Here is a 20,798-nt window from a genome sequence, read left to right as displayed (position 1 = left end):
GGAAGCCATCGCACGCCTCCGAAAGCAATAGATTTCCATAACATGAGAACGACTATTTTCGCCTTCGCCAGCCTTTCCCTTTCATGTCTAGCCCTTCCCTACAACGACTCCATTGAGAACGCTGCGGATTTGGGAAGTCAGCCAAGATTGCATCGAATGGCCGACCCCCGACTCGGAACGCTCGAGGATTTCGAGTTCTCTTTGGAACCCTCCGATCCGTTCTTTCCCCATTTCTTCAGGTCAGGGTCCCTGTGGTATCGCTGGCAAGCACCTCAGGACGGCACCTATCACGTCGCGGGAACCGATGGCGGAGATCTGGTGGATGTCTATGACTCCACGCCCGAGGGATTGGGTTCGGTTCTGGCGTATGACGAAGACCAGATCGCAATCCCGATCCATGCGGTGGCGGGACAGGAGTTTTTCATTCGGCTGACCTCGATTACGCTTCCCGCCACCGATCCATTCGGCTTCCCCATGCCTCTCGCTGAACCATCGGGTTTCATCCTCCGTCACGAGGGAACGGGCCACGTCACCGATCTTGGACCCCGCAGTGGCTTCGCTGCCTACCTGAGTTCGTTCGGTCCTGGCAATGCCGAAAGCTACACATGGACCGCCGCGGGGACCGGTGAACACCAGCTTCTTCTCCATTCCTTTTCCGGAGACCCAAGCGCGACCATCTCCCTGGACGTAAATAGTACGCCCATTGACGATCCTGCGGACTTCATGACGCTCCCTCTCTCCGCAGGAGATCAGGTAACACTCACTCTCACTGGCTCCCATGGCTTCGTTAACGCCGTCCTCCTTCCCCCCAATCCCGCCTCGTCCGATCTGGGTTCGGTCGGCGAAGCCGTCATTCCTTCGACAGACTTTTCGCTGGGATTTCCCGGCGAATGGTCGTGGACAGCCCCCGAGGATGGCTTTGTCAGGATCGATCTGGAAACGAGCTATCAGAGCTGGCTGTCATTCTTCCATCTGGCAAGTTTCTCGGGACAGTTCGTCACCCTTTCAGCAAGGGACACTGATTGTCTCACCCTCGCTTACCGAGGATGCATTCTCGCGCCGGTTCAGAAGGGTGAATCGTATTCGTTCGCAGAATATGGCGACTCTCCCGAAAGCGTTGCAAGTGGCTGCATCACGTTGAAGTTCACTTCCCACCCGACGAGTTTGGACGAACTCGTCGACGCTGCGACGATCGCTCTCGAGGCCGACCCCGCGGATCCCACCACCGCTGACCTGCATCTTGCAGCGGCGCTTGCCATTGATCCTGACGATCCACGGGCAAATGCCCTGCGTGCGTTCACCCGTCTGGCACTCCTTCAGGAAGAACCCTCATTTGCGGCCTTTCTTCAGAGCCTCGGCATCACGGATTCAGGGGGCGCCTCCCTGGGACTCCGGCTTACGATGACAGAGGCGCTTGACGGGCGACCGGAATTCCCTGCGTCGGCCAACGCCTCAGAACGAGTCGCCGCACTCCGGGATCTGGTCTCGCCGCGACTCGATGAAATCCACGATTATCTCAACGCCGCAGTCGCGGAAGCCGACAGACTCCTTCCGATTGCCAGCTTCAAACAATCCTACGTCATCGATGACGCCGACCTGCTTGCAATGAAAGGCTCCGTGCGCATCGTTCAAGCACTCCTCGATCTGCTTTCCATCTATGATCTCGGAGGAGCGATGAATGCCATCGTCGAATTTGAACGGGAAGGCCAACTCGATCTTGAGGTCGCTCTTGAGGAACTTCCCACTCTACTTGAGGTCGCCAAATCGAGCGCGATCGAGGATTTCAAGTCGCACATCTCTGAGGCCAACACGCTCCTATGCGCCGCTTTGGTTCTTGCCGGCGGTGAACGGACTCTTTGTGGCTACCATCTGTTTCCCCTCGTCAGCGATGCCGATGAAGGAGAGGCCTTTGTCGAATACTTCGAGGGCTTGGAAGAACTGGCAAAGGCGCTTGAAGCGCCAGTCGATATCGACGGCGTCACCCTCGACCTGACGGCATGGAACAGCTCCACGCCAGGCCTCCGCGGCCTATTGCCCAAATTCAGCGGGAACCGACCACTTGGATTCACCGCGGGTGATCCGACCATGGGAGGAGTTTTGCCGGGGAACGATCAGGGCGGAATTGCCAGAATTCTGGAGGACAGTGGCATTCTTGCCGAGCCCGCGGGATTCTCGTTCTGGATCCAAACTTACCTCTCCGAATCGCTTCCACCCGGCCTCGAGGGATTTCTCGATGACATGGACGGAGACGGTTATCAGAACGGTGAGGAATACTATTTCGCATCCAATCCCGCTGATCCTTCGATCCGGGTTCAGAGTCCCATCGCCGCACTCGACTCGAGCCAAGCCGGGTCAGGTCTCCAGGTTTCCTTCGTCCGGCGAATCGGCGGCAGCGACATCCGGTATCTTGTAGCCGTCTCTTCAGACCTTGAAAACTGGGACTACTCGGAGGCGAAGGTCACCGTCCTCGGCTCTCCCATGCCGGTCGGCGACGGAGAAGGTGAAGTCGTCACCGTCTCGATCGAGGCCGACGGCCTTGGGAAAGGACAATACGTGAGAATCCATGCGGTGGCTCGTTGACCAACTGCTCGCAGTATCGCTCGGCCTTGCTTCCGCAAGCGCCGGGGATTCGACACGCTTGAACTTTGAGTGCCGGGGAGCCGATTTCAATGTTCACCGGGGCAAGGGACGACTCAGCGGTCCCGTGCGGGTGCAGATAGGCGATTGGATCATTGAATGCAGCCGTGAAGCCTTGGTGACCGCTCGAAGCACCCTTGTTCGCAACCAGACAACAGGCGCCATCGGGGTGGAAGGCGTCAATCGACGGATCATCTTTCTCGGTCAATGTCGCGCCAGTCACGGCCTCACGTGTTTGGAGGCTCCCGCTCTTGTTCTGGACCTTGAGAAGCTGACGGTCACCGGATCAGGTCTGGGAATGACTCTAACAGGCATGACGGACGAGCCCTCCCATTCCACCCACTCGGATGCCCGCGCGACCATTGACCTTGAGAGTGGCCAGATGAGTCGGACCGACCTGTCGTGGAGCCCAGCTCATCCGTCCTCTCACTGAAAGCAAGCTTCACCGATCATCCATCAGGGGACGATTCGTCCCGCCCCTTTCCCCCCCGTGCCAACGACAAAAAAATGGCCGCTATCTCGAGTGAGATAGCGGCCGATTTTTAGATTTCGCTTGTTGCTTGTCGCAAGTCTTACTTGCCGGCGCGGCGCTCTTCCTCGCGCTTCTTGGCAGCGGCGATGACTTCTTCCGCAACGTTCTTAGGACATGCCGCGTAGTGGCTGAATTCCATCGAGAACTGACCACGACCGGAAGTCATGGTGCGGAGGTCACCGATGTACCCGAACATCGCGGAAAGCGGAGCTTCGGCCTTCACGCGAACACCGCCGGGTGTCGGCTCCTGGCCTTGGATCATTCCCCGGCGGCGGTTGAGGTCTCCGATCACGTCACCGATCTTCTCCTCTGGCGAGAAGACGTCGAGCTTCATCATCGGCTCAAGCAGCTGAGGACCGGCCTTCGGCATCGACTGGCGATACGCAGCCTTGGCCGCAATTTCGAAGGCGATCGCCGAGGAGTCCACGGCGTGGAAGCCACCATCGGTCAGCGTGACCTTGAAGTCCAAACATGGGTAACCCGCAAGCGGTCCCTTGTCGACGGAGGTCTTGAAGCCTTTGTCGACGGCCGGGATGTATTCCTTAGGCACGTTACCACCGACCACTGAGGATTCGAACACGAAGCCTGAACCGGGCTCACCTGGTTCGATGGTGTAGTCGATCTTCGCGAACTGACCGGAACCACCCGACTGCTTCTTGTGAGTGTAGCTGTCGGAAACCGGCTTGGTGATGGTTTCACGGTAAGCCACCTGTGGCGCGCCCACTTCGACCTCGATCTTGTGAGTACGCTTCAGGATGTCGATCTTGATGTCGAGGTGAAGCTCACCCATTCCCTTGAGGATCATTTCGTTGGTCTCCTCGTCGGTCTCCACGCGGAAGGATGGGTCTTCCTGAACCATCTTGCCGATCGCATTGCCGAGCTTCTCAGCGTTGACCTTGTCCTTGGCGGCCACGGCGATCGAGATCACCGGATCCGGGAAGACCATCGGCTCGAGCGTGGCGGGATTCTTCTCGTCGCAAAGCGTGTGACCGGTCTGGACGTTCTTCATGCCCACGATGGCAACGATGTCGCCTGCCTGAGCACTTTCGATTTCGTTGCGGTCATCCGCGTGCATCTCGACCATGCGGCTGATGCGCTCGGTCTTACCTGTGAAGGAGTTCAGCACGGTGTCACCCTTCTTGATCGTGCCCGAGTAGATGCGGGTGAAAGTCAGGGCTCCGAACTTGTCGTCCATGATCTTGAATGCAAGGCCACGGAACGGGGCGCTGGCATCCGGCTTGGCAAAGCTGCCGGTCTCGTTGCCTTCCTCGTCCACTTCGGGAAGAGGCTTCACTTCGAGGGGGCTTGGAAGGTAGTCCACCACCGCATCAAGGATCAGCTGCAGACCCTTGTTCTTGAAGCTCGATCCACAATAGGTCGGGAAGAACGCGAGATCGATGGTGCCCTTGCGGATGCACTTCTTGAGAGTGTCGATGTCAGGCTCGTTGCCTTCAAGGTAGGCTTCCATGACCGCATCGTCCTGTTCCACGGCAGACTCGACCATTTGCGCACGGAATTCCTCGGCCTTGGCGACCATGTCTTCAGGAATATCGGTGATTTCGAAATTCTCAGGCTGACCGGAGTCATCCCAGATGTAGGCCTTCATCGTGAGAAGGTCCACCACGCCCTTGAAGTCACTTTCCGCGCCGATCGGCAGCACCATCACGAGCGGATGCGCACCGAGCACTCTCTTGACCTGATCCACCACGCGGTAGAAATCAGCGCCGATCCGGTCGAGCTTGTTGACGTAAATGATACGGGAAACCTTTGAGTCGTTGGCGTAGCGCCAGTTCGTTTCCGACTGAGGCTCCACACCACCCGATCCGCAGAACACACCCACACCACCGTCGAGAACCTTCAGCGAGCGGTAAACCTCGATGGTGAAGTCAACGTGACCTGGAGTATCGATCACGTTGAACTGGTGATCTTTCCAGAAACAGGTCGTCGCCGCGGACTGAATGGTGATACCACGCTCCGCCTCCTGCTCCATGAAGTCCATGGTGGACTCACCGTCGTGAACCTCACCGAGTTTGTGAATCTTTCCGGTCAGCTTGAGAATCCGCTCGGTGGTCGTCGTTTTTCCGGCGTCCACGTGGGCGAAAATGCCGATATTCCGATAATTGGTTAGGTCCTTCATGTCTTGAGTCTTGCGTAGAGGTGATCCGCGACCGGGTCGCGAAGCGGCGAATTGCTAGCGGACCGCACGAATTTGGCAACCCTTGACTCGCTAAAAATCAGGCTTTCCGAGTTCCGACGCAGTCTTTTCAGTCGATTGCGCCCATTTTCACCCCTCCGTCTCCGAATGACGCCCGTCTCGCCACACGGTGGCGATTCCGAAAGCCGTTGCCGGCGACCGCGAATTCGTCACCGAGCCCTCTCCTCCAGCGCTTGATGACTTGCCCGGCCGCTCCCACTGGGATTCCCTCCCCACGTGCCTGATCCCCTTCTGGAAATTGACTCCATCGAGAAGCGATTCGACGACTTCGTCGCGGTCGACTGCGTTTCCCTGTCTGTAGCCCCGGGAGAAACGGTCGGGCTTCTCGGGGTCAACGGCGCTGGCAAAACCACGCTGATGAACATGATTCTCGGCCTGATTTCACCGACCTCCGGTTCGATCCGCGCCTTCGGTCTGGACCTCGCCACCCACCGCATCCCGATCCTCGAGAGGACCAATTTCTGCACCACCTACGCCACGCTTCCCGGCAATATCAAGGTCCGCCACAACCTCGAGATTTTCGCCCGCCTCTACTCGGTGCCGAAGCCCAAGGAAAAAGTCGCCGAGCTTCTTGAGCTTCTCGAGATCACCCGGCTTTCCGAAAAAATCACCGGCCAACTCTCCGCCGGGGAGTCAACCCGCGTCAATCTCGCCAAAGCCCTTCTCAACGACCCCCAACTTCTCTTGCTGGATGAACCCACCGCCTCGCTCGATCCGGACATCGCGGATAAAGTCCGCAAGCTCGTCCGCCGGGTGCAAAGTGAGCGTCATCCGGCAATCCTCTACACCTCCCACAACATGCGCGACATCCACGAGGTTTGCGATCGAGTCCTGTTCCTTCACCAAGGCAGGATCCTCGCCTCCGGCACCGCTGACGAGATCACCGCTCAATTTGAAGGCAAAGACCTTGATGAGGTCTTTATCAAGATCGCCCGCAACGAGCTCAAAGCCCCCAGCCCGCCCACGCGGTGACGGTATCCTTTTGGCGCAAGCTGCTGGCCCAAGTCCAAAGCGAACCTATTTTTCCATACCCAAATCACGGCTTCCTCTGATAGGACACTCCGCGACGCATGGTTCGCTACCCTTCACGTTTTCAAATCCGCACTCTCTGGAATGCGGCGACTGGTGTCTCCATCTTTATTCTCGGAGCACTCATCGTCGGATTCTTCTGGCTGTTTGGCCAAGTGTTCGGCTTCCTGCAACCGGTCCTCGTCCCTCTCGCGGTCGCCGCCATCATCGCCTACCTGCTTGATCCCATCGTCCGCTGGTTTCAGAAACGCGGCATGAGCCGAGGCAAGGCGGTGGTCATGACCTTTGGCTCCGCCACCGGCCTGACGCTGCTGCTCATCGCCATCATGATCCCTCTCGTGGGAAATCAGATCGATCAATTCAAACAGCGCCAGATTGAAACGAATGGCGCCGAGAGCAGCCAGGCCGGTGATGCGACAGCCCCTGAGACAAAAACTTTCGACGAAAAAATCATCGACCGGCTCATCGAAGAGCGCAACACCCACAAATGGACCCGGCCTGCCATCGATTGGGCACTATCGGCCCCCGAGTCCTTGATCATGGCCGAGGCAAAGCTCGAGCAAGTGGCCGATAACAGCGACTTGGAACGAGTGGTCCTGCTCCGCGGTGATGAGCTCAGTGAACGGCTTGACGAACTCGCCGACAATGAGAGCGAAACCCGCCAACCTGAAATTCATCTGCGAGAAACCGAACTCTGGTACTCGCTCAAGGGCTTTCAGGACGAAGCTGTTGGCTGGGCGCGCGGAGGCACCTCGAAAATCCTCGGCTTCCTCGGCCTCGTCATCGGCTTCTTCATGGTGCCGATCTACCTCTACTACTTTCTCCGCGAAAGCGCCGCGATCAAGGAACACTGGCATGACTTCGTCCCGCTCAAAGCCTCCCGCTTCAAAACCGAGCTGATCGAGACCCTGACCGAGGTCAACCAGTACCTCATCTCGTTCTTTCGCGGCCAGGTTCTCGTGGCCTTCATCGATGGCTTCCTCGTCGGGATCGCCCTCACCATCTTCGGTCTGCCGCTCGGACTCCTCATTGGAATCATGATGGCCCTGTTAGGCATCATTCCCTACATCGGCAACATCATCACCCTCATTCCCGCCTGCATCCTTGCCTACTTCCATTTCTCGGCGGAACCGTCCTTCCTCGGCGACAATCCCTGGTCCTACGTCATCGCGGTGATCGCGATTTTCATCATCGTCCAGCAAATCAACTCACTGGTGACCGCGCCCAAGATCGTGGGCGACTCGGTCGGACTGCACCCGATGACGGTGATCTTCTCAATGTTGTTCTGGTCCCTGATCCTCGGCGGATTTGTCGGAGCCCTGCTCGCCGTGCCGCTCTCGGCCTCGGTGAAAGTCCTGTTCCGCCGCTACATCTGGGAACGACAACTCAAAGAAGGCCCAAGCAAGCCAGATGACGAATGGTCGCCTGCCGAAGCGGGGGCCTGAAAATGTCAACCACGTCTGATTCCACTCCTATTTTGAAAAACGTTCTCATCATCTCCAGCGCTCTCGTCACGGCGGCAACCGCCGACCTCATCGCCAACGTCGAAACGGACAAGGGAATCATTCTGGTAAAACTCGAATATCAGAAGGCTCCGCAAGCCGTCGCCAACTTCATCACCCTCGCCCAGGGAACCAGGAGTTCGATCGATCCTTCGACAGGAGCAGTCCGAAACGCCCCCTACTATGTTGGCGAAAAATTCTTCCGGATCGTCAACGAGAGCACCTTCAAAATTGCTCAAACGGGTTCAGGAACAGGAACGAACGTCGGCGGCCCGGGTTACACCTTCAAGGACGAGTTCGATGAGACTCTGACCCATGAGCCCTACATCCTCTCGATGGCGAACAGCGGTCCCAACACCAACGGCAGCCAGATCTTTTTTACCGGTTCGGTTGGCGCCAGCCATCTCGACAATGTTCATACCGTCTTCGGCACGGTCAGCGACAGCAGCAGCCAGCAGGTCATCGATCAAATCCATGCGGCCGGCAGCGATGGCAGTTCAATCCTCGCAGTCACCTTCGACCGAACCGATGCGGCGGCCCAAGCCTTTGACGAACACGCCCAGAATTTGCCGACGGTCTCCGTGCCCGAAGGCGAGCTGGTGGTCTCACGCAACCAGTTCTGCCGATTCGATCTTCTTTCTCCAGCGACGACTGGTGACATTTTGAGCGCGTCCCGATCAAGCGGGCTCACCGATTGGACAGCACTTACAAGTCAGCACGTCGGCATCAGTCCGGACCCTCTCGAAACCCCTGCCGTCGACACTCTGGAACTCGACGACGCCTCATCCACATCGGCCTTCTATCATCTTGCCATCGCCCGACACCCGGATGCCGTCGCTCCCTCCGACTTTAAATCTCGCACGGTATCGTTTCCCGTAACTGGAGGCACCTACACCCTTGAGTTTGATGCTTCGGGCTTGGGTGGAACCACCACCTTCACGCCGTCCACCGGCAGTCCTTTTGGAGGCGCGTTCACGGTGCTTAGTGATCAGGTAAACACGGGAGCCTACCATTTCTCATTCGCCGTGGACACTCCTTCGATCAATCCGAGAGGATTGAGAATCCAAGCTGGTGCAGAGACCGCCACCGACTCGCTTGTAAACTGTCGGCTGAGTCTCTCCTACTGGAATGGCGCCAACTGGATTCCCTATCCACAGGGAACCTGCACCGTCACTCGGTGAAGTCTCAAAACACAAACCACTGCGGCACCACCAGCCACGTGCAGTAGATCAGGTAGCCGACGACCAGAATACCGCCCTCTATCCGGTTGATCTTCTGCCCCCAGGCGAGGAAGGGCACGAGAATCAGGGTGACGCCGCCCATCACCCACAGATTCACCGGATTGACCGGATTCATGGCCTCGACCTCGATCGGTTTAGCCGCCGCTGTGATGCCCATCACTGCGAGAATGTTGAATAAGTTGGAGCCGATGATGTTGCCGGCCACCAGATCCATCTGACCTCGCTTGACCGCCGCGATGGTGGTCGCCAGCTCCGGAAGTGACGTTCCCAAGGCGACCAGTGTTAGACCGATCACCAGTTCGGGAACGCCCATCTGCTTGGCCAGCACCACACCGCTGGTCACCAGCTTATCCGCCCCGAACAGCAGGGCGGCCAGACCGAGCAGAACCCAGCCGACACTTTTTAGAAGCCCCTTGAGACTATGGTCCGCAGCTGCCGCGAGAGCCTCTTCGGGAATGTCATGCTCCGCGGGATCACCGCGATGCTGGCGGGAAATCCGAATGCTCGTCACCACATAGGCCACGATGGCTACGACCATCAGGGAACCCTCAAGCCGGGACAGCTGACCATTCCAGATCATGGCGATGAAGGCCCCGGTCACCACCAGCAGGATCGGCAGTTCCCGCCTGACCACCTGGCTCCCCACCACAAAAGGCCGCATCAGCGCAGCCAGCCCCAGCATCAAGGCAATGTTGCAAATGTTAGAGCCCACCACATTCCCGATCGCGATGTCCGCCTTGGTATTCGGATCCAGGTTCGCTTTGAGACTGACGATCAGCTCGGGTGCGCTCGTTCCGAAAGCCACCACGGTGAGACCGATGACCAATGGCTTCAGCCCCGACTTCAGTGCCAATTCAGAAGCTCCCCTCACCAACCAGTCGGCGCCAAACGAAAGCAGAACCAGCCCCCCAATCAGCCACGCCAAGTGCACCAGCATTTCCATGCGCGCAGCCTGCCCTGATTCCCCCGCTTGCCAACTGGAAATATCCTCTTCAATTCCAATCGTAGATCTGAGCCGCAGATGAACGGGATCGACGCGGATAAAATGGGAAACTCTGCCAAAATTTTGCCGACACCTCGATGGCGAGAGACGCAGTTGAGCACACCAACCCCAAAATCTTCATCGCCGTCCATCCCGCTCCTCTGCGTTTGGAAAACACCTTTCTCCCCATTTGGGCCACCCAGCAATCTTTCCTCAATTTTGCAGTTTAAAATCCTGCCGTTTGCGTTTCACCTCCCCGCATGTCTCGCACCCACCGCATCGCAGTCCTCGCCGGAGACGGCATTGGCCCCGAAGTCATGACCGACGCCCTCCGCGTCCTCGACGCCGTTGAAAGCAAATTCGGCTTCAGCACCGAGCGCAACGTCCAACTCGTCGGCGGCGCCGCCCTCGATGCCACCAACAACGAGACTCCGCTTCCTGCCGAGACCATCGCCGCCTGCGAAAACAGCGACGCCATCCTCTTCGGCTCCGTCGGCGGACCAAAATGGGAAAACCTCCCGCCCGACATCCAGCCCGAGCGCGGTGCCCTGCTTCCCCTGCGCAAGCATTTCGGCCTTTTCGCCAACCTGCGTCCCGGCGTCTGCCTTCCCTCGCTCACCCACGCCTCACCCGTCAAAAACGAGCTCATCCCGAATGGCTTCGACGTCCTCTGCGTCCGCGAGCTCACCGGCGGCGTCTACTTTGGCAGCCCGAAAGGCCGCGAGGAACGCGATGGCGAAACCGTCGCCTTCGACACCATGATCTACAAGCGCAGCGAGATCGACCGCATCCTGCGCGTCGCCTTCACCGCCGCCATGGGCCGTGGCAAGAAGCTCGTCTCCGTCGACAAAGCCAACGTCCTCGCCTCTTCCGTGCTCTGGCGCGAAGTCGCCAACGAAGTCGCCAAGGACTACCCTGAAGTCGAACTCTCCCACCTCTACGTCGACAACGCCGCCATGCAGCTTTGCCGCCGCCCCGACAGCTTCGACGTGCTCGTCACCGAGAACCTCTTCGGCGACATCCTCTCCGATGAAATGGCGATGATCTCCGGTTCCCTCGGCATGCTCCCCTCCGCCTCCCTCGGCGGAAAGAAGGAAGGCAGCGAACTCTACTTCGGCATGTATGAACCTTCCGGCGGCAGCGCCCCCGACATCGCCGGCCAAGGCATCGCCAACCCCATCGCCCAGATCCTCTCCGTCGCCATGCTGCTGCGTTTTTCCCTCGGAGAAAACGACGCCGCCGACGCCATCGAGAAAGCCGTCTCCGCCGCCATCGACAAGGGTTTCCGCACCGGCGACATCGCCACCGGCGCCGCCACCGAGAAAAAGGTCGGCACCAGCGAAATGACCGATGCGATCCTGGCGGGGATCTAAGCATTCGATCTCCCCACCCCGAACCATGAAGATCTCCAGTCCAAGATCTCTCTGGTTCGGGCTTCTCGGGACCGCCTTCTTCGTGTGGTTGATGATTGACAGCATCACGCACACCAGCGCGTTCCGATTCATCTATCCTGATACGAAATCCTCAGAAGCAGGATCCGTCATGATTGTTCTCGGGAATGCGCGTCTCGCGATTTCCATTCTCGATCAGCTACGAGCTGACGCCGACTACTCAAACTCCGACTCACGCGAGCCGCGAGACGCCCGAGCCAAACTGAAGTGGTGGCCCAAGTTGGAGAGCTCTCGTGACAGTGTCATGAGAACCCGCAGCCTTTCGCTCCCGACCTGGATCCTCCTCGTCCTCTGGCTCGGCACTTGGTTTGTCTTTCATCGACGTTCCTTAAGGGCCGAGCAACCCCAAAAGCAGCCGACAAGATCCTAACGAAAATCTTCACTGTCAGGCCCAAGCGGTGCACCTCGAACCCTGAATCGAAGGCGAGTCATTCTTCAAATGCAAATTCCAAAGCCTGACCCCAGCTACAGCCGCGGCCTTCCGGAGCATCGACCTTAATGTCGCTGGACAAGCCCGTGCCTTTCCCTCGCCACTTCTAGATCTATTTCCGACGAGCGCCATAGCTCGTTCTCCTAGAATTGTGCCGCAGCACCAGAAATCGTCGGCAAGCCGCCCAGAAACCCCTTCGTAGTAATCAAGAACCTCACCTAGTTCTCTACGGATCGCTGAATGAAAGAGGATCTCCCTCATCATCTCCCAACTGACTTGCGAAGCTGATCGAAGCTGATGAACTCCGCCGTTCCTGCGTCGACTTCAGCCTCACGTCGGGCGAGTTCCTCATTGTCGGGTCCTAGGGGCGCACCCCGAAGCTTCGAGAGGAGATGAGCAATCAATCCAGCTTGATCCTCCTCCGAAAGCTGATCCACATCCGGCAGCATCTCTGTCAGCGTCTTCATACTAGCAGTCTCCACGATACTCAAGACGGTGTCAATTTTGGAGCAAGCACCAACTGGAGCAAAGAGGAGCTTGCTAATCTCCAATCGACCTTTCGATAAGCTCCGTCGAATCTAGGGCTAGGATCAAGTTGGAGCTTGAGTTTACGTTTCGGGTTCGAACTCAACCACATCTAGTCCCCCCTCGGGTGTCACTCTCAAAATGCAAATTCAAGGACTGACCCCAGCTATGGAGATCCACCGGCGATTGACGGGCTGGGCTCGGTACTACCCGGCCTTCAAACGCGATTCCAATGCCAGCAGGTTTTCATCAAGGTTCTGGGCATACTCATCGTGCGTGACGCCGTCCCGGACCAACACCTATGACAACGCATGGACCGAGTCCGTCATCGGCACGCTCAGGTCCGAGATGCTTCAAGGCGGAAGTTTCAGCAACGAGCATGATGCCCGCACCGAGCTCTTTGCCTACATCGAGAGCTACTACAATACTCACCGAAAACACTCAGCCCTCGACTACCGAACCCCGGCCCAATTCGAGGCCGATTTCACCTCCCAAAACTAGACCACAAACGGTCCAAAAATCCGTTGCATCTCATGGCTCGGCGCACAACGTTTGAGGACAGGCGGCGCCGGTGAATTGAGGCGGCCCTCCGATCCAGTTGGGTGAATTGAATCACCAGAAAGAAAATTCAACAAGATTAGATGAGAAGGCAGGAGAGCGCTGAAACGCCTCATGGGTTATACGTCCTGATCCGTTTTGTTCTGCTTGATTTCTGAATCGCCTTCGCTTCAAAGATTAAATTGAATCCCGTCGGCTGATGGCCTGTCAGGATCCTCGCCGCAATACTCATCGAGCAATCGGTCGTAGCGGGTGCCGTCAGTGATCGCACGTGGTTTGTCGTAGAACCTGATCTTGTGCCCCTCGATGTAAAACTTTGGAGCGGACTTGATTGCTGCGATTGCCCTATCGGCTACAGCTGACCGAACGTAGCATTCATATCCTCTCGCCATTGTGCCCTCTGCTCCAAAGGAGAACTCATCATCACTGAGTATCACTTCGAGCAAATGAATGGTATCCGAGGAATGGGTCACCCCGATCGCAACGTAGTCGGTAAGATTAATGCTCATTTTCCAGCAGAATGTCGAAGGCCTGGCAACCGCTACCGTGAGCGCCCCTCCGATTCTGGTTGAGGTTCGTCGCAACCCTCCGAATCCGACTCGGAGCGAGTAGCGGGTAGTCCAGCGCCGCCTTGTTGTGCTTCTTTGTCTTGCTGGATGAGGGCCGTTGGATTATTCAGCGCTTGATCGAATGTCACTCCGTTTATCGTGGCGGAGCTAAGATCGAGTTGAGCAGCCTCCGCTTCAGGGCCTGCGTAGTCGGTCGGCCCATACAGTCGGACCATCTCAGCTCCCGCTGCGCCTCCTGCCGCCACGAACTCCTCAAGCCACTTGGTGACCTCTGCATCCCGGCTCTCAATCGAGATCAAGCTCAGCATGTCTTCACCCGTCGGTTCAGTTGCACGATGTCCTTCAGCGATCGACTCACGAAGCTCCACCTGCAGATCCTCAGAAGGAGGCTCAAGTTCGCCAAGCACAGTTGCAACCTCGCGCCAATCGGACACTACCTTCTCTAAGCCCGGCTTCGCAGCATCAAAACTCTTCTCGTCTCTGACCGTCGCGATCAATTCCTTGAAGCGCCTCTGTCCATCCTGAAACTTAGCAATAGCCTCCCGATGGCTGTCAGACGGGGATGCTTTGGCATCGCTACTCTTCTCACGCTGGTCACAACCCGTGGCGAAAAGAACGGCGATGGCCAGAATGGGGAGGAGGCTTCTCATTTTCAGCACAACGTCGAAGCGCTGCCGACCCGACCTTCATGGCGGCCAGCGCGATTCATTGAGGACGTTCTAGCACCTGAAAGGAAACGTAACAAGGCCGCTTAAAGGGGTCGGTCAGTCGCGCTTTGTTCGACAATCTTATTCCTCTTTTGCGACCCGGTCTGAGATGACGACTTGAGTTGGTGAAGTGATCTCAAAAGCCAATCCAAATCGTGGGAGAATAGCCTCCAATGCCTGTTCTACCGTCACGTCTTTGGCATTGTAGTTGAGCTTCGAGTGAAGCTTCGCTCCAAGATTGTCAATCATGGGATCGAATCGATACTCGAAGACAAAAACAGCTGGATCACTAGGGATTTCGTCACGAAGAAATTCGGTCGCCTTCGCGCGGAGAAATTCCAAGACGTCGCTGTAGGAAGCTTCTTCGAGCATTACGACCTGCATCGAACTCTTGAATGCTTCACCCGTTGGCTCTTTTACGTCCAGCTTCGCCCCAAGCAATGTAGCAGAGAGCAAGAAGCTGGTGAGGATGGCTTTCATGGCATTTTTTGAGTCGAACAGGTTATATTCTCATCACCTCAGATCTCGATATCCACGGTGTTAAGTTAGACGATCATAGGACAGGAAATCCCCGTAGCTCAAGGACTTCTTCTGCGCAGGCTGGTGATATCAACGGGATAATAGAGCCGACATTCAGCAGGATTCTCAATACCTGATATAAACAGCCCGAGACTCGAACTCCAAACGATCGAGGGTAAGCTGCCAAATCTCATTTGAGCTCTCTTTGGGCGATCACCCGCCTCAAGATTGCGGCACGGGGGCATGCCGCCTCCCTTCAAGCCTTCAACACCTGTTCAACGAATCCTAGAATCTCACTTCTCCCCTTCCCGGTCTTCGTCGAGCTCATGAAGTAGCGCGGCTCGCCTTCAACCCGCTCCTTCAGCGCGTCGAGGAACAACTCCACGTTCGCCTTCACCTTCGTCGCCTTCGACTTGTCGGTCTTGGTGAAGATCAGCACGAAGGGGATGCTTCCCGTCGCCAGCCAATCGCAAAACTCCAGGTCGATCGCCTGAGGTGTGAGCCGTGAATCGATCAGCACGAACACGCAGCGCAATTGCTCGCGCTGTGAAAGGTAATCCGACACCGCCTTCTGAAACTCCGCCCGGCTTTCCTTCCTCACCTTCGCATAGCCGTAGCCCGGAAGGTCGACCAACATCCAATCCTTGTTCATCAGGAAGAAATTGATCAGCCGCGTGGCCCCGGGGGTCGACGACACCTTCGCCAGATCCTTGCGCCCTGCCAGCAGGTTGAGTAGCGATGATTTTCCGACATTCGAGCGTCCAATGAAGGCAAACTCCTGAAGGACGGAATCAGGGCACAACTCCAGATCAGGAGAACTGGTCAGAAAGGTGGCGGAGGTGATTTTCATCGCTGGGAACGAGCACTATCGGCAACGGATGCCTTCAACAAGCCCCACGCAGGATCATTTCGATACTCTTGCGCCGTTTTGGGCAATCGAAAGGTCCAATTTTGCGGGCCGACCGTGCCCGGCTGGTTGATCCGATCCGTCATCCCGAACAAATCGTTCACCATGATCGCCGCGTAGCGTGACTTGGAGGCCATCAGGGCATTGATCAGCTTCCATAGAATCTCGTCCGTGAAAGGCTCGAGCCTCTTGATCCCCGCGAATTCCATCATCAAGCGCAACTGCTCGGCCGCATCCACGCGCTCCTTCTTTTCCAGCGACTCATCCACCGATTGGGCACGCAGATCCTCCCACATGGCGGGAATCGGGTGGTGATCGTGGGTCGCGTAGGTCGCGAAGGAACACTCGGGTAGTTCATCACCCGGAATCACCTTCCCCTCCTCATCAAAGTCCCAGTGAGGGATCCGGAAGCCTGCGATTTCCAGCGATGCCAGATGCGGACGCACGTAATCCGGCACACAGCCAAGGTCTTCACCCACCACTTCCGCATCGCCCGCCGCTTCCAGAATCACCTTCAGACGCAGATCACCATCCGCACAGTTGGCCGCCTTGTTAGATACCGTATCGTCGGGACGCGGAGACCAACCGGGCAGCTCTCCGCCGGTCCTCTTCGCCGCCTCCTTCTTGTCCAACTCAAGGAACTCCCCATTCTGCTGAGGCCTCCAGGGAAAGGCATAGATGCGATAGAACCCGAGAATGTGATCGATGCGGAAGATCCGGAAGATATCAGTCAACTTATCGATCCGCTGACGCCACCATGGGAAACCTTCTTCCTCCATCCTGTCCCAGCGATAGAGCGGAATGCCCCAGTTCTGACCCCACTTCTGGATGAAGCGATCATGTTTGAACATCGTCTCCGGAGGGGCTCCACCGCACCAATTCAGGTCGAAATCCTTACGTCCGAAAAATACATCTGCCGAATATCGGCTCACGCCGATGGGTATATCTCCCATCAGCTTGACGCCTTTCGAGTCGCCGTATCTCCTCACATCCCTCCATTGCTGAAAACAGAGCCACTGCACCCAGGCAAAGAAACTCAAGCGCGAGTCGACCATCGCCTCATCCATCTCGCGTTGCATCTCCAGAAACTGCCGTGCGCCGGTCACCGAATGCCAAGCTCTCGGCCACAGGTCCCACGCTTCCGTGCCGCCCGCGCGATCCATCAACCATCGATAAGCGCAGTAATCACCAAGCCAGTCCGACTCCTTTCTGCGAAACGCTTCAAATGCTTCGTGCAAGGCGGATCCGGCCTGATCCCAGCGGGCCCACGCCAATTCAAGAAGCGCCCGCTTCACCCGCCTGACCTGATGATAATCCACCGCTGAGGCACTCGGCTTCACTCCTTCTCCCAAATCACCCACCGCCTCTACCCGCTCGCGCGCATCATTCAACTCGGCATCCGTCAGCCCCGGCACCTCCTCCATCGTCAAATAGAGTGGCTCCAGAGCGACGGATGAAATCGCATTGTAGGGACTATCATCCGAACCTGTCTCGTTGATCGGCAGCAATTGCACGAAACCCATCCCGTTCTCAGCCGCCAGGTCGATCCACTCACGCATCGCGCGTGTGTCCCCAATTCCGAGATCTCCCTCACGGCGCGGTGAAAATGCAGGTAAAAGCAGCCCAGCCAATCGTTCTGACATGGCCGCGAGACTGCCATTCCAATCCAACGATACGAGCCAGAAGAACGCGAAATCCAAGCTTGAATTTGAGGACCCCGCGAATTAAACTTTGACTATTCAAAGTCTGTCACTATTTCTCCTCTCATGAGTCTCCTCCGTGTTCTGACGATCTCGCTGCTTATCCCTCTCTCGCTTGGCATGTCGGGCTGTGGAGAAAAGGAGCCGGCGAGCGGCTCCTACCGCAGCGTGGCCACTGTCGGCATGATCGCCGATGTGGTCCGCCAAATTGCCGGAGACAAGACGGAAGTCGAAGGACTCATCGGCGAAGGCGTCGATCCCCACCTCTACAAGCCCACCGCCTCAGACGTGAAGAAACTGCAGGCGGCCGACATCGTTTTCTACAACGGTCTGATGCTCGAAGGGAAAATGGGGGACGTCCTTGTGCGCGTCGCGGCGAACGGCAAGCCCGTCCACGCCGTCACCGAGAAGATCCTCGAGAGCAAGGATTACGTGATGAGCGACGAGCAGAACCACTACGACCCCCATGTCTGGATGGACGTCAGCGGCTGGATGAAGGCGAGCTCAGTGATCGGCGAGGCACTTTCCGCCTTCGACCCTAACAACGCCGCCTACTATCAGGAGAATACCGAGGCCTACCTCGCCGAGCTGGCGAAGCTCGACGACTACGCCCGCAAGTCGATCACCTCGATCCCGGAAGACCAGCGAGTTCTGGTCACGGCTCACGATGCCTTCAACTACCTCAGCCGTGCCTACGGTCTCGAAGTCCGTGGCATTCAGGGCCTGAGCACCGAGTCCGAAGCCGGGCTCAAGGACATCAGCGGACTGGTGGACTTCCTCGTTGAAAAAAGGATTCCCGCCGTCTTCGTTGAGAGCTCCGTTTCCCAAAAGAACATCAAGGCGCTCATCGAAGGTGCCAAATCCAAAGGCCACCAAGTCGAAATCGGCGGTGAACTCTACTCCGACGCCATGGGCCCCGCCGGAACCTATGAAGGTAGCTACATCGGCATGATCGATCACAACATCACCACCATCACCCGCGCCCTCGGCGGCGACGCTCCCGAAAAAGGACTAAACGGCAAACTCACGAAGTGAGCCAAGGAGTGGGGACTTCAGTCCCCGAACACCCTTCACCCCCCGACCCCTTTCCCATCATGCCCAGCACATCCAGCGTCGACATTGCCACCGGTGTTCACCACGAGCATCCCCCGGACTGTCCCTTGGCCATCCACGACCTGACCGTCGCCTATCAGCGCAAGCCGGTCATCTGGGACATCGAGCTCAACATTCCCGAAGGCAAGCTCGTCGGTGTCGTCGGCCCTAACGGAGCCGGCAAAAGCACGCTCATCAAAGCCTGCCTCGACCTCATTCCCTCAACCTCCGGTTGGGCCCACATCTACGGTGAGCCCTACAAAAAGCAGCGCCACCTCGTCGGCTACGTGCCGCAGCGCGAAAGCGTCGACTGGGACTTCCCGGTCAGCGCGCTGGATGTCGTTGCGATGGGCACCTACCGCAAGCTCGGCTGGCTGCGTCGCGTGGGAAAAAAGGAAAAAGTCCAGGCGCTCGAAGCGCTCGAGAAGGTCGGGATCGCCCATCTCGCCAAACGCCAGATCAGCCAGCTCTCCGGGGGGCAGCAGCAACGTGTCTTCCTCGCTCGCGCACTCGTGCAGGACGCCAAACTCTACTTCATGGACGAGCCCTTTGCCGCCGTCGATGCCGCCACCGAACAGGCCATCGTCACCCTGCTCAAGGAACTCCGCGAACAAGGCAAGACCTGCATTGTCGTCCACCACGACCTCGCGACCGTCTCCCAATACTTCGACTGGCTCATCCTGCTCAACATGCGCGTTGTCGCCGCCGGCCCCACCGATGAAGTTTTCACCCAGGAAAACCTCAAAAAGACCTACGGCGGAAAGCTTGACCTGTTAGACAATGCCGCCGTGGCACTCAGGCAGCGTTGAACCTGTTAACGGACCACCGACCACCCACGTGCCCTTCACCCTCCAGGACCTGTTCGATGTCGTTTTGCTGAAAAGCTACAACGTGCGACTCGTCGTGATCAGCACCATGCTGCTGGGCATTACTTCCGGGCTGATCGGATCATTTTTATTGATGCGCAAGCGCTCTCTGATGGGAGACGCCCTTTCGCACGCCACTCTTCCCGGAATCGGCATTGCCTTCGCCCTGATGATCATGATGGGCGGCACGGGAAAGTACCTTCCCGGCCTTCTGTTAGGCGCCACGATTTCCGGCATCGCCGGCGTGCTAGTGATGCTCGCCATCACCAAGACCACACGCCTTCGCGATGATGTCGCGATGGGCTATGTGCTCAGTGTCTTCTTCGGCATCGGCGTCGCCATCCTCGGGCTCGTCCAGAAAATGCCCCAGGGCAATGCCGCCGGACTCGAGTCCTTCATCTATGGAAAGGCTGCTTCCATCGTCTGGCAGGACTCCGTCCTCATCGCCTCCATCGCCCTCATCACCGCCATTTCCGCCATCCTCCTGAGGAAAGAATTCACCCTGCTTTGTTTTGACGACACCTATGCCGCCGCCCAAGGCTGGCCGGTTCTTGTCCTCGATGTGCTGATGCTTGGACTTGTCACAGCCGTCACGGTCATCGGCCTTCAAGCCGTCGGGCTGATCCTCGTCATCGCCTTCCTCATCATTCCCGCCGCTTCCGCCCGCTTCTGGACTCATCGGCTTGGCGTGATGCTGCTGCTCGCCGCCATCGTTGGAGGCATTAGCGGCTGGCTCGGAGCCTCGCTGAGCGCGCTTCTCCCCAAGCTCCCCACCGGCGCCGTGATCGTCATCGTCGCCGCCAGCATCTTCCTGGCCAGCATGCTGTTCGGCACCGCGCGCGGCGTCATCCCACGCTACCTGGATCAGCTTCGTCTCAAGCGCCGCGTCGGCCGTCAGCATCTACTTCGCGCTGCCTACGAAATCCTCGAACACCACAACCGCCCTGCTCTCAACCTTCCCATCAGCCGCGACTCCATGCTGGAACACCGCGCCTGGACCCCTCGGCAGTTCAACAGTCTGCTCGCCCACGCAAGGCGCGAAGACCACCTCGAAGCCTCCCAGCCCGGCACCATTCGTCTCTCGGAATCCGGATTCGGAGAAGCCGCCCGCATCACCCGAAACCACCGCCTCTGGGAACTCTACCTGATCCGCTATGCCGACATCGCCCCTAGCCACGTCGACCGCGATGCCGACATGGTCGAGCACATCCTCGGCGCCGAAATCGTGCGCCAACTCGAAGCCGAGCTCGACCCCAACGCCGAAGTCCCTCCGAGCCCGCATATTATCTAATTTCCAATGATCAAGCACCCATGCCAAAGCCCATGTGTCGCACTC

At 57.8% G+C, this 20,798-nt stretch carries 19 protein-coding genes; 11 read left to right on the top strand and 8 right to left on the bottom strand.

What is annotated here, in order from left to right; translation table 11 throughout:
* Nucleotides 1-42: 42 nt before the first annotated feature.
* Both ACFQY0_RS01405 and ACFQY0_RS01400 read left to right on the top strand, forming a co-directional pair.
* Entirely contained in the window at nucleotides 43-2,580 is a 2,538-nt protein-coding gene (locus ACFQY0_RS01405) for a hypothetical protein (protein ID WP_379708304.1), read from the top strand.
* Nucleotides 2,564-3,070, top strand: coding sequence for a hypothetical protein (locus tag ACFQY0_RS01400; RefSeq protein WP_379708302.1), 507 nt, complete (start codon nucleotides 2,564-2,566; stop codon nucleotides 3,068-3,070). Before ACFQY0_RS01405 ends, ACFQY0_RS01400 begins: the two co-directional genes overlap by 17 nt.
* A gap of 139 nt (nucleotides 3,071-3,209) precedes the next feature.
* On the opposite strand, the gene fusA is transcribed toward ACFQY0_RS01400, so the two are convergent.
* Complete coding sequence (gene fusA, locus ACFQY0_RS01395) at nucleotides 3,210-5,306, bottom strand: elongation factor G (protein WP_379708300.1); 2,097 nt, start codon at nucleotides 5,304-5,306, stop codon at nucleotides 3,210-3,212.
* A 294-nt stretch (nucleotides 5,307-5,600) separates the two neighbouring features.
* Here fusA and ACFQY0_RS01390 point away from each other — a divergent pair, with 294 nt between their 5' ends.
* From ACFQY0_RS01390 to ACFQY0_RS01380, 3 genes are all read left to right on the top strand, one after another.
* Entirely contained in the window at nucleotides 5,601-6,356 is a 756-nt protein-coding gene (locus ACFQY0_RS01390) for an ABC transporter ATP-binding protein (protein ID WP_379708298.1), read from the top strand.
* A 98-nt stretch (nucleotides 6,357-6,454) separates the two neighbouring features.
* Nucleotides 6,455-7,858 carry an AI-2E family transporter gene (locus tag ACFQY0_RS01385; protein ID WP_379708296.1) on the top strand — a complete coding sequence of 468 codons (1,404 nt, stop codon included), beginning with the start codon at nucleotides 6,455-6,457 and terminating at the stop codon, nucleotides 7,856-7,858.
* A 32-nt stretch (nucleotides 7,859-7,890) separates the two neighbouring features.
* Nucleotides 7,891-9,096: a peptidylprolyl isomerase gene (locus ACFQY0_RS01380; RefSeq protein WP_379708294.1), complete on the top strand. Its 1,206-nt coding sequence runs from the start codon at nucleotides 7,891-7,893 to the stop codon at nucleotides 9,094-9,096.
* Between the two features lie 4 nt (nucleotides 9,097-9,100).
* Here the strand turns inward: ACFQY0_RS01380 and ACFQY0_RS01375 are convergent, their stop codons facing one another.
* Nucleotides 9,101-10,099 (bottom strand): calcium/sodium antiporter, encoded by a 999-nt coding sequence (locus ACFQY0_RS01375; protein WP_379708292.1) that lies wholly within the window; start codon nucleotides 10,097-10,099, stop codon nucleotides 9,101-9,103.
* A gap of 299 nt (nucleotides 10,100-10,398) precedes the next feature.
* Between ACFQY0_RS01375 and leuB the strand changes: the two genes are divergently transcribed.
* Together leuB and ACFQY0_RS01365 are read left to right on the top strand one after the other, a co-directional pair.
* On the top strand, nucleotides 10,399-11,511 hold the full coding sequence (leuB, locus tag ACFQY0_RS01370; RefSeq protein ID WP_379708290.1) for a 3-isopropylmalate dehydrogenase: 1,113 nt from the start codon (nucleotides 10,399-10,401) through the stop codon (nucleotides 11,509-11,511).
* A gap of 25 nt (nucleotides 11,512-11,536) precedes the next feature.
* Nucleotides 11,537-11,959 (top strand): hypothetical protein, encoded by a 423-nt coding sequence (locus tag ACFQY0_RS01365; protein ID WP_379708288.1) that lies wholly within the window; start codon nucleotides 11,537-11,539, stop codon nucleotides 11,957-11,959.
* A 320-nt stretch (nucleotides 11,960-12,279) separates the two neighbouring features.
* On the opposite strand, the gene ACFQY0_RS01360 is transcribed toward ACFQY0_RS01365, so the two are convergent.
* On the bottom strand, nucleotides 12,280-12,486 hold the full coding sequence (locus ACFQY0_RS01360; RefSeq protein ID WP_379708286.1) for an addiction module protein: 207 nt from the start codon (nucleotides 12,484-12,486) through the stop codon (nucleotides 12,280-12,282).
* Between the two features lie 334 nt (nucleotides 12,487-12,820).
* On the opposite strand from ACFQY0_RS01360, the gene ACFQY0_RS01355 reads away from it, so the two are divergent.
* On the top strand, nucleotides 12,821-13,045 hold the full coding sequence (locus ACFQY0_RS01355) for an integrase core domain-containing protein (protein WP_379708284.1): 225 nt from the start codon (nucleotides 12,821-12,823) through the stop codon (nucleotides 13,043-13,045).
* Nucleotides 13,046-13,272: 227 nt separating this feature from the next.
* On the opposite strand, the gene ACFQY0_RS01350 is transcribed toward ACFQY0_RS01355, so the two are convergent.
* From ACFQY0_RS01350 to ACFQY0_RS01330, 5 genes are all read right to left on the bottom strand, one after another.
* Nucleotides 13,273-13,611, bottom strand: a complete 339-nt coding sequence (locus tag ACFQY0_RS01350; protein ID WP_379708282.1) for a hypothetical protein — start codon at nucleotides 13,609-13,611, stop codon at nucleotides 13,273-13,275.
* Nucleotides 13,612-13,643: 32 nt separating this feature from the next.
* On the bottom strand, nucleotides 13,644-14,321 hold the full coding sequence (locus tag ACFQY0_RS01345) for a hypothetical protein (RefSeq protein WP_379708280.1): 678 nt from the start codon (nucleotides 14,319-14,321) through the stop codon (nucleotides 13,644-13,646).
* A 138-nt stretch (nucleotides 14,322-14,459) separates the two neighbouring features.
* Nucleotides 14,460-14,858: a hypothetical protein gene (locus ACFQY0_RS01340; protein WP_379708279.1), complete on the bottom strand. Its 399-nt coding sequence runs from the start codon at nucleotides 14,856-14,858 to the stop codon at nucleotides 14,460-14,462.
* Between the two features lie 295 nt (nucleotides 14,859-15,153).
* Nucleotides 15,154-15,747 (bottom strand): ribosome biogenesis GTP-binding protein YihA/YsxC, encoded by a 594-nt coding sequence (gene yihA / locus ACFQY0_RS01335; RefSeq protein ID WP_379708278.1) that lies wholly within the window; start codon nucleotides 15,745-15,747, stop codon nucleotides 15,154-15,156.
* Nucleotides 15,744-17,447 (bottom strand): 4-alpha-glucanotransferase, encoded by a 1,704-nt coding sequence (locus ACFQY0_RS01330; RefSeq protein ID WP_379708277.1) that lies wholly within the window; start codon nucleotides 17,445-17,447, stop codon nucleotides 15,744-15,746. Before ACFQY0_RS01330 ends, yihA begins: the two co-directional genes overlap by 4 nt.
* Nucleotides 17,448-17,570: 123 nt before the next feature.
* Between ACFQY0_RS01330 and ACFQY0_RS01325 the strand changes: the two genes are divergently transcribed.
* The 3 genes from ACFQY0_RS01325 to ACFQY0_RS01315 are packed head-to-tail and all read left to right on the top strand — an operon-like array spanning nucleotide 17,571 to nucleotide 20,753.
* Nucleotides 17,571-18,539 (top strand): metal ABC transporter solute-binding protein, Zn/Mn family, encoded by a 969-nt coding sequence (locus ACFQY0_RS01325; RefSeq protein WP_379708276.1) that lies wholly within the window; start codon nucleotides 17,571-17,573, stop codon nucleotides 18,537-18,539.
* A 59-nt stretch (nucleotides 18,540-18,598) separates the two neighbouring features.
* Nucleotides 18,599-19,405, top strand: a complete 807-nt coding sequence (locus tag ACFQY0_RS01320; RefSeq protein WP_379708275.1) for a metal ABC transporter ATP-binding protein — start codon at nucleotides 18,599-18,601, stop codon at nucleotides 19,403-19,405.
* 28 nt (nucleotides 19,406-19,433) lie between these two features.
* Nucleotides 19,434-20,753: a metal ABC transporter permease gene (locus tag ACFQY0_RS01315; protein WP_379708274.1), complete on the top strand. Its 1,320-nt coding sequence runs from the start codon at nucleotides 19,434-19,436 to the stop codon at nucleotides 20,751-20,753.
* Nucleotides 20,754-20,798: the final 45 nt, after the last annotated feature.

The sequence above is a fragment of the Haloferula chungangensis genome, from assembly GCF_042664875.1.
Classification (GTDB): Bacteria; Verrucomicrobiota; Verrucomicrobiia; order Verrucomicrobiales; family Akkermansiaceae; genus Haloferula; species Haloferula chungangensis.
Note: the sequence above shows the minus strand (reverse complement) of the source record. Positions and strands in the feature narration are given on the sequence as shown.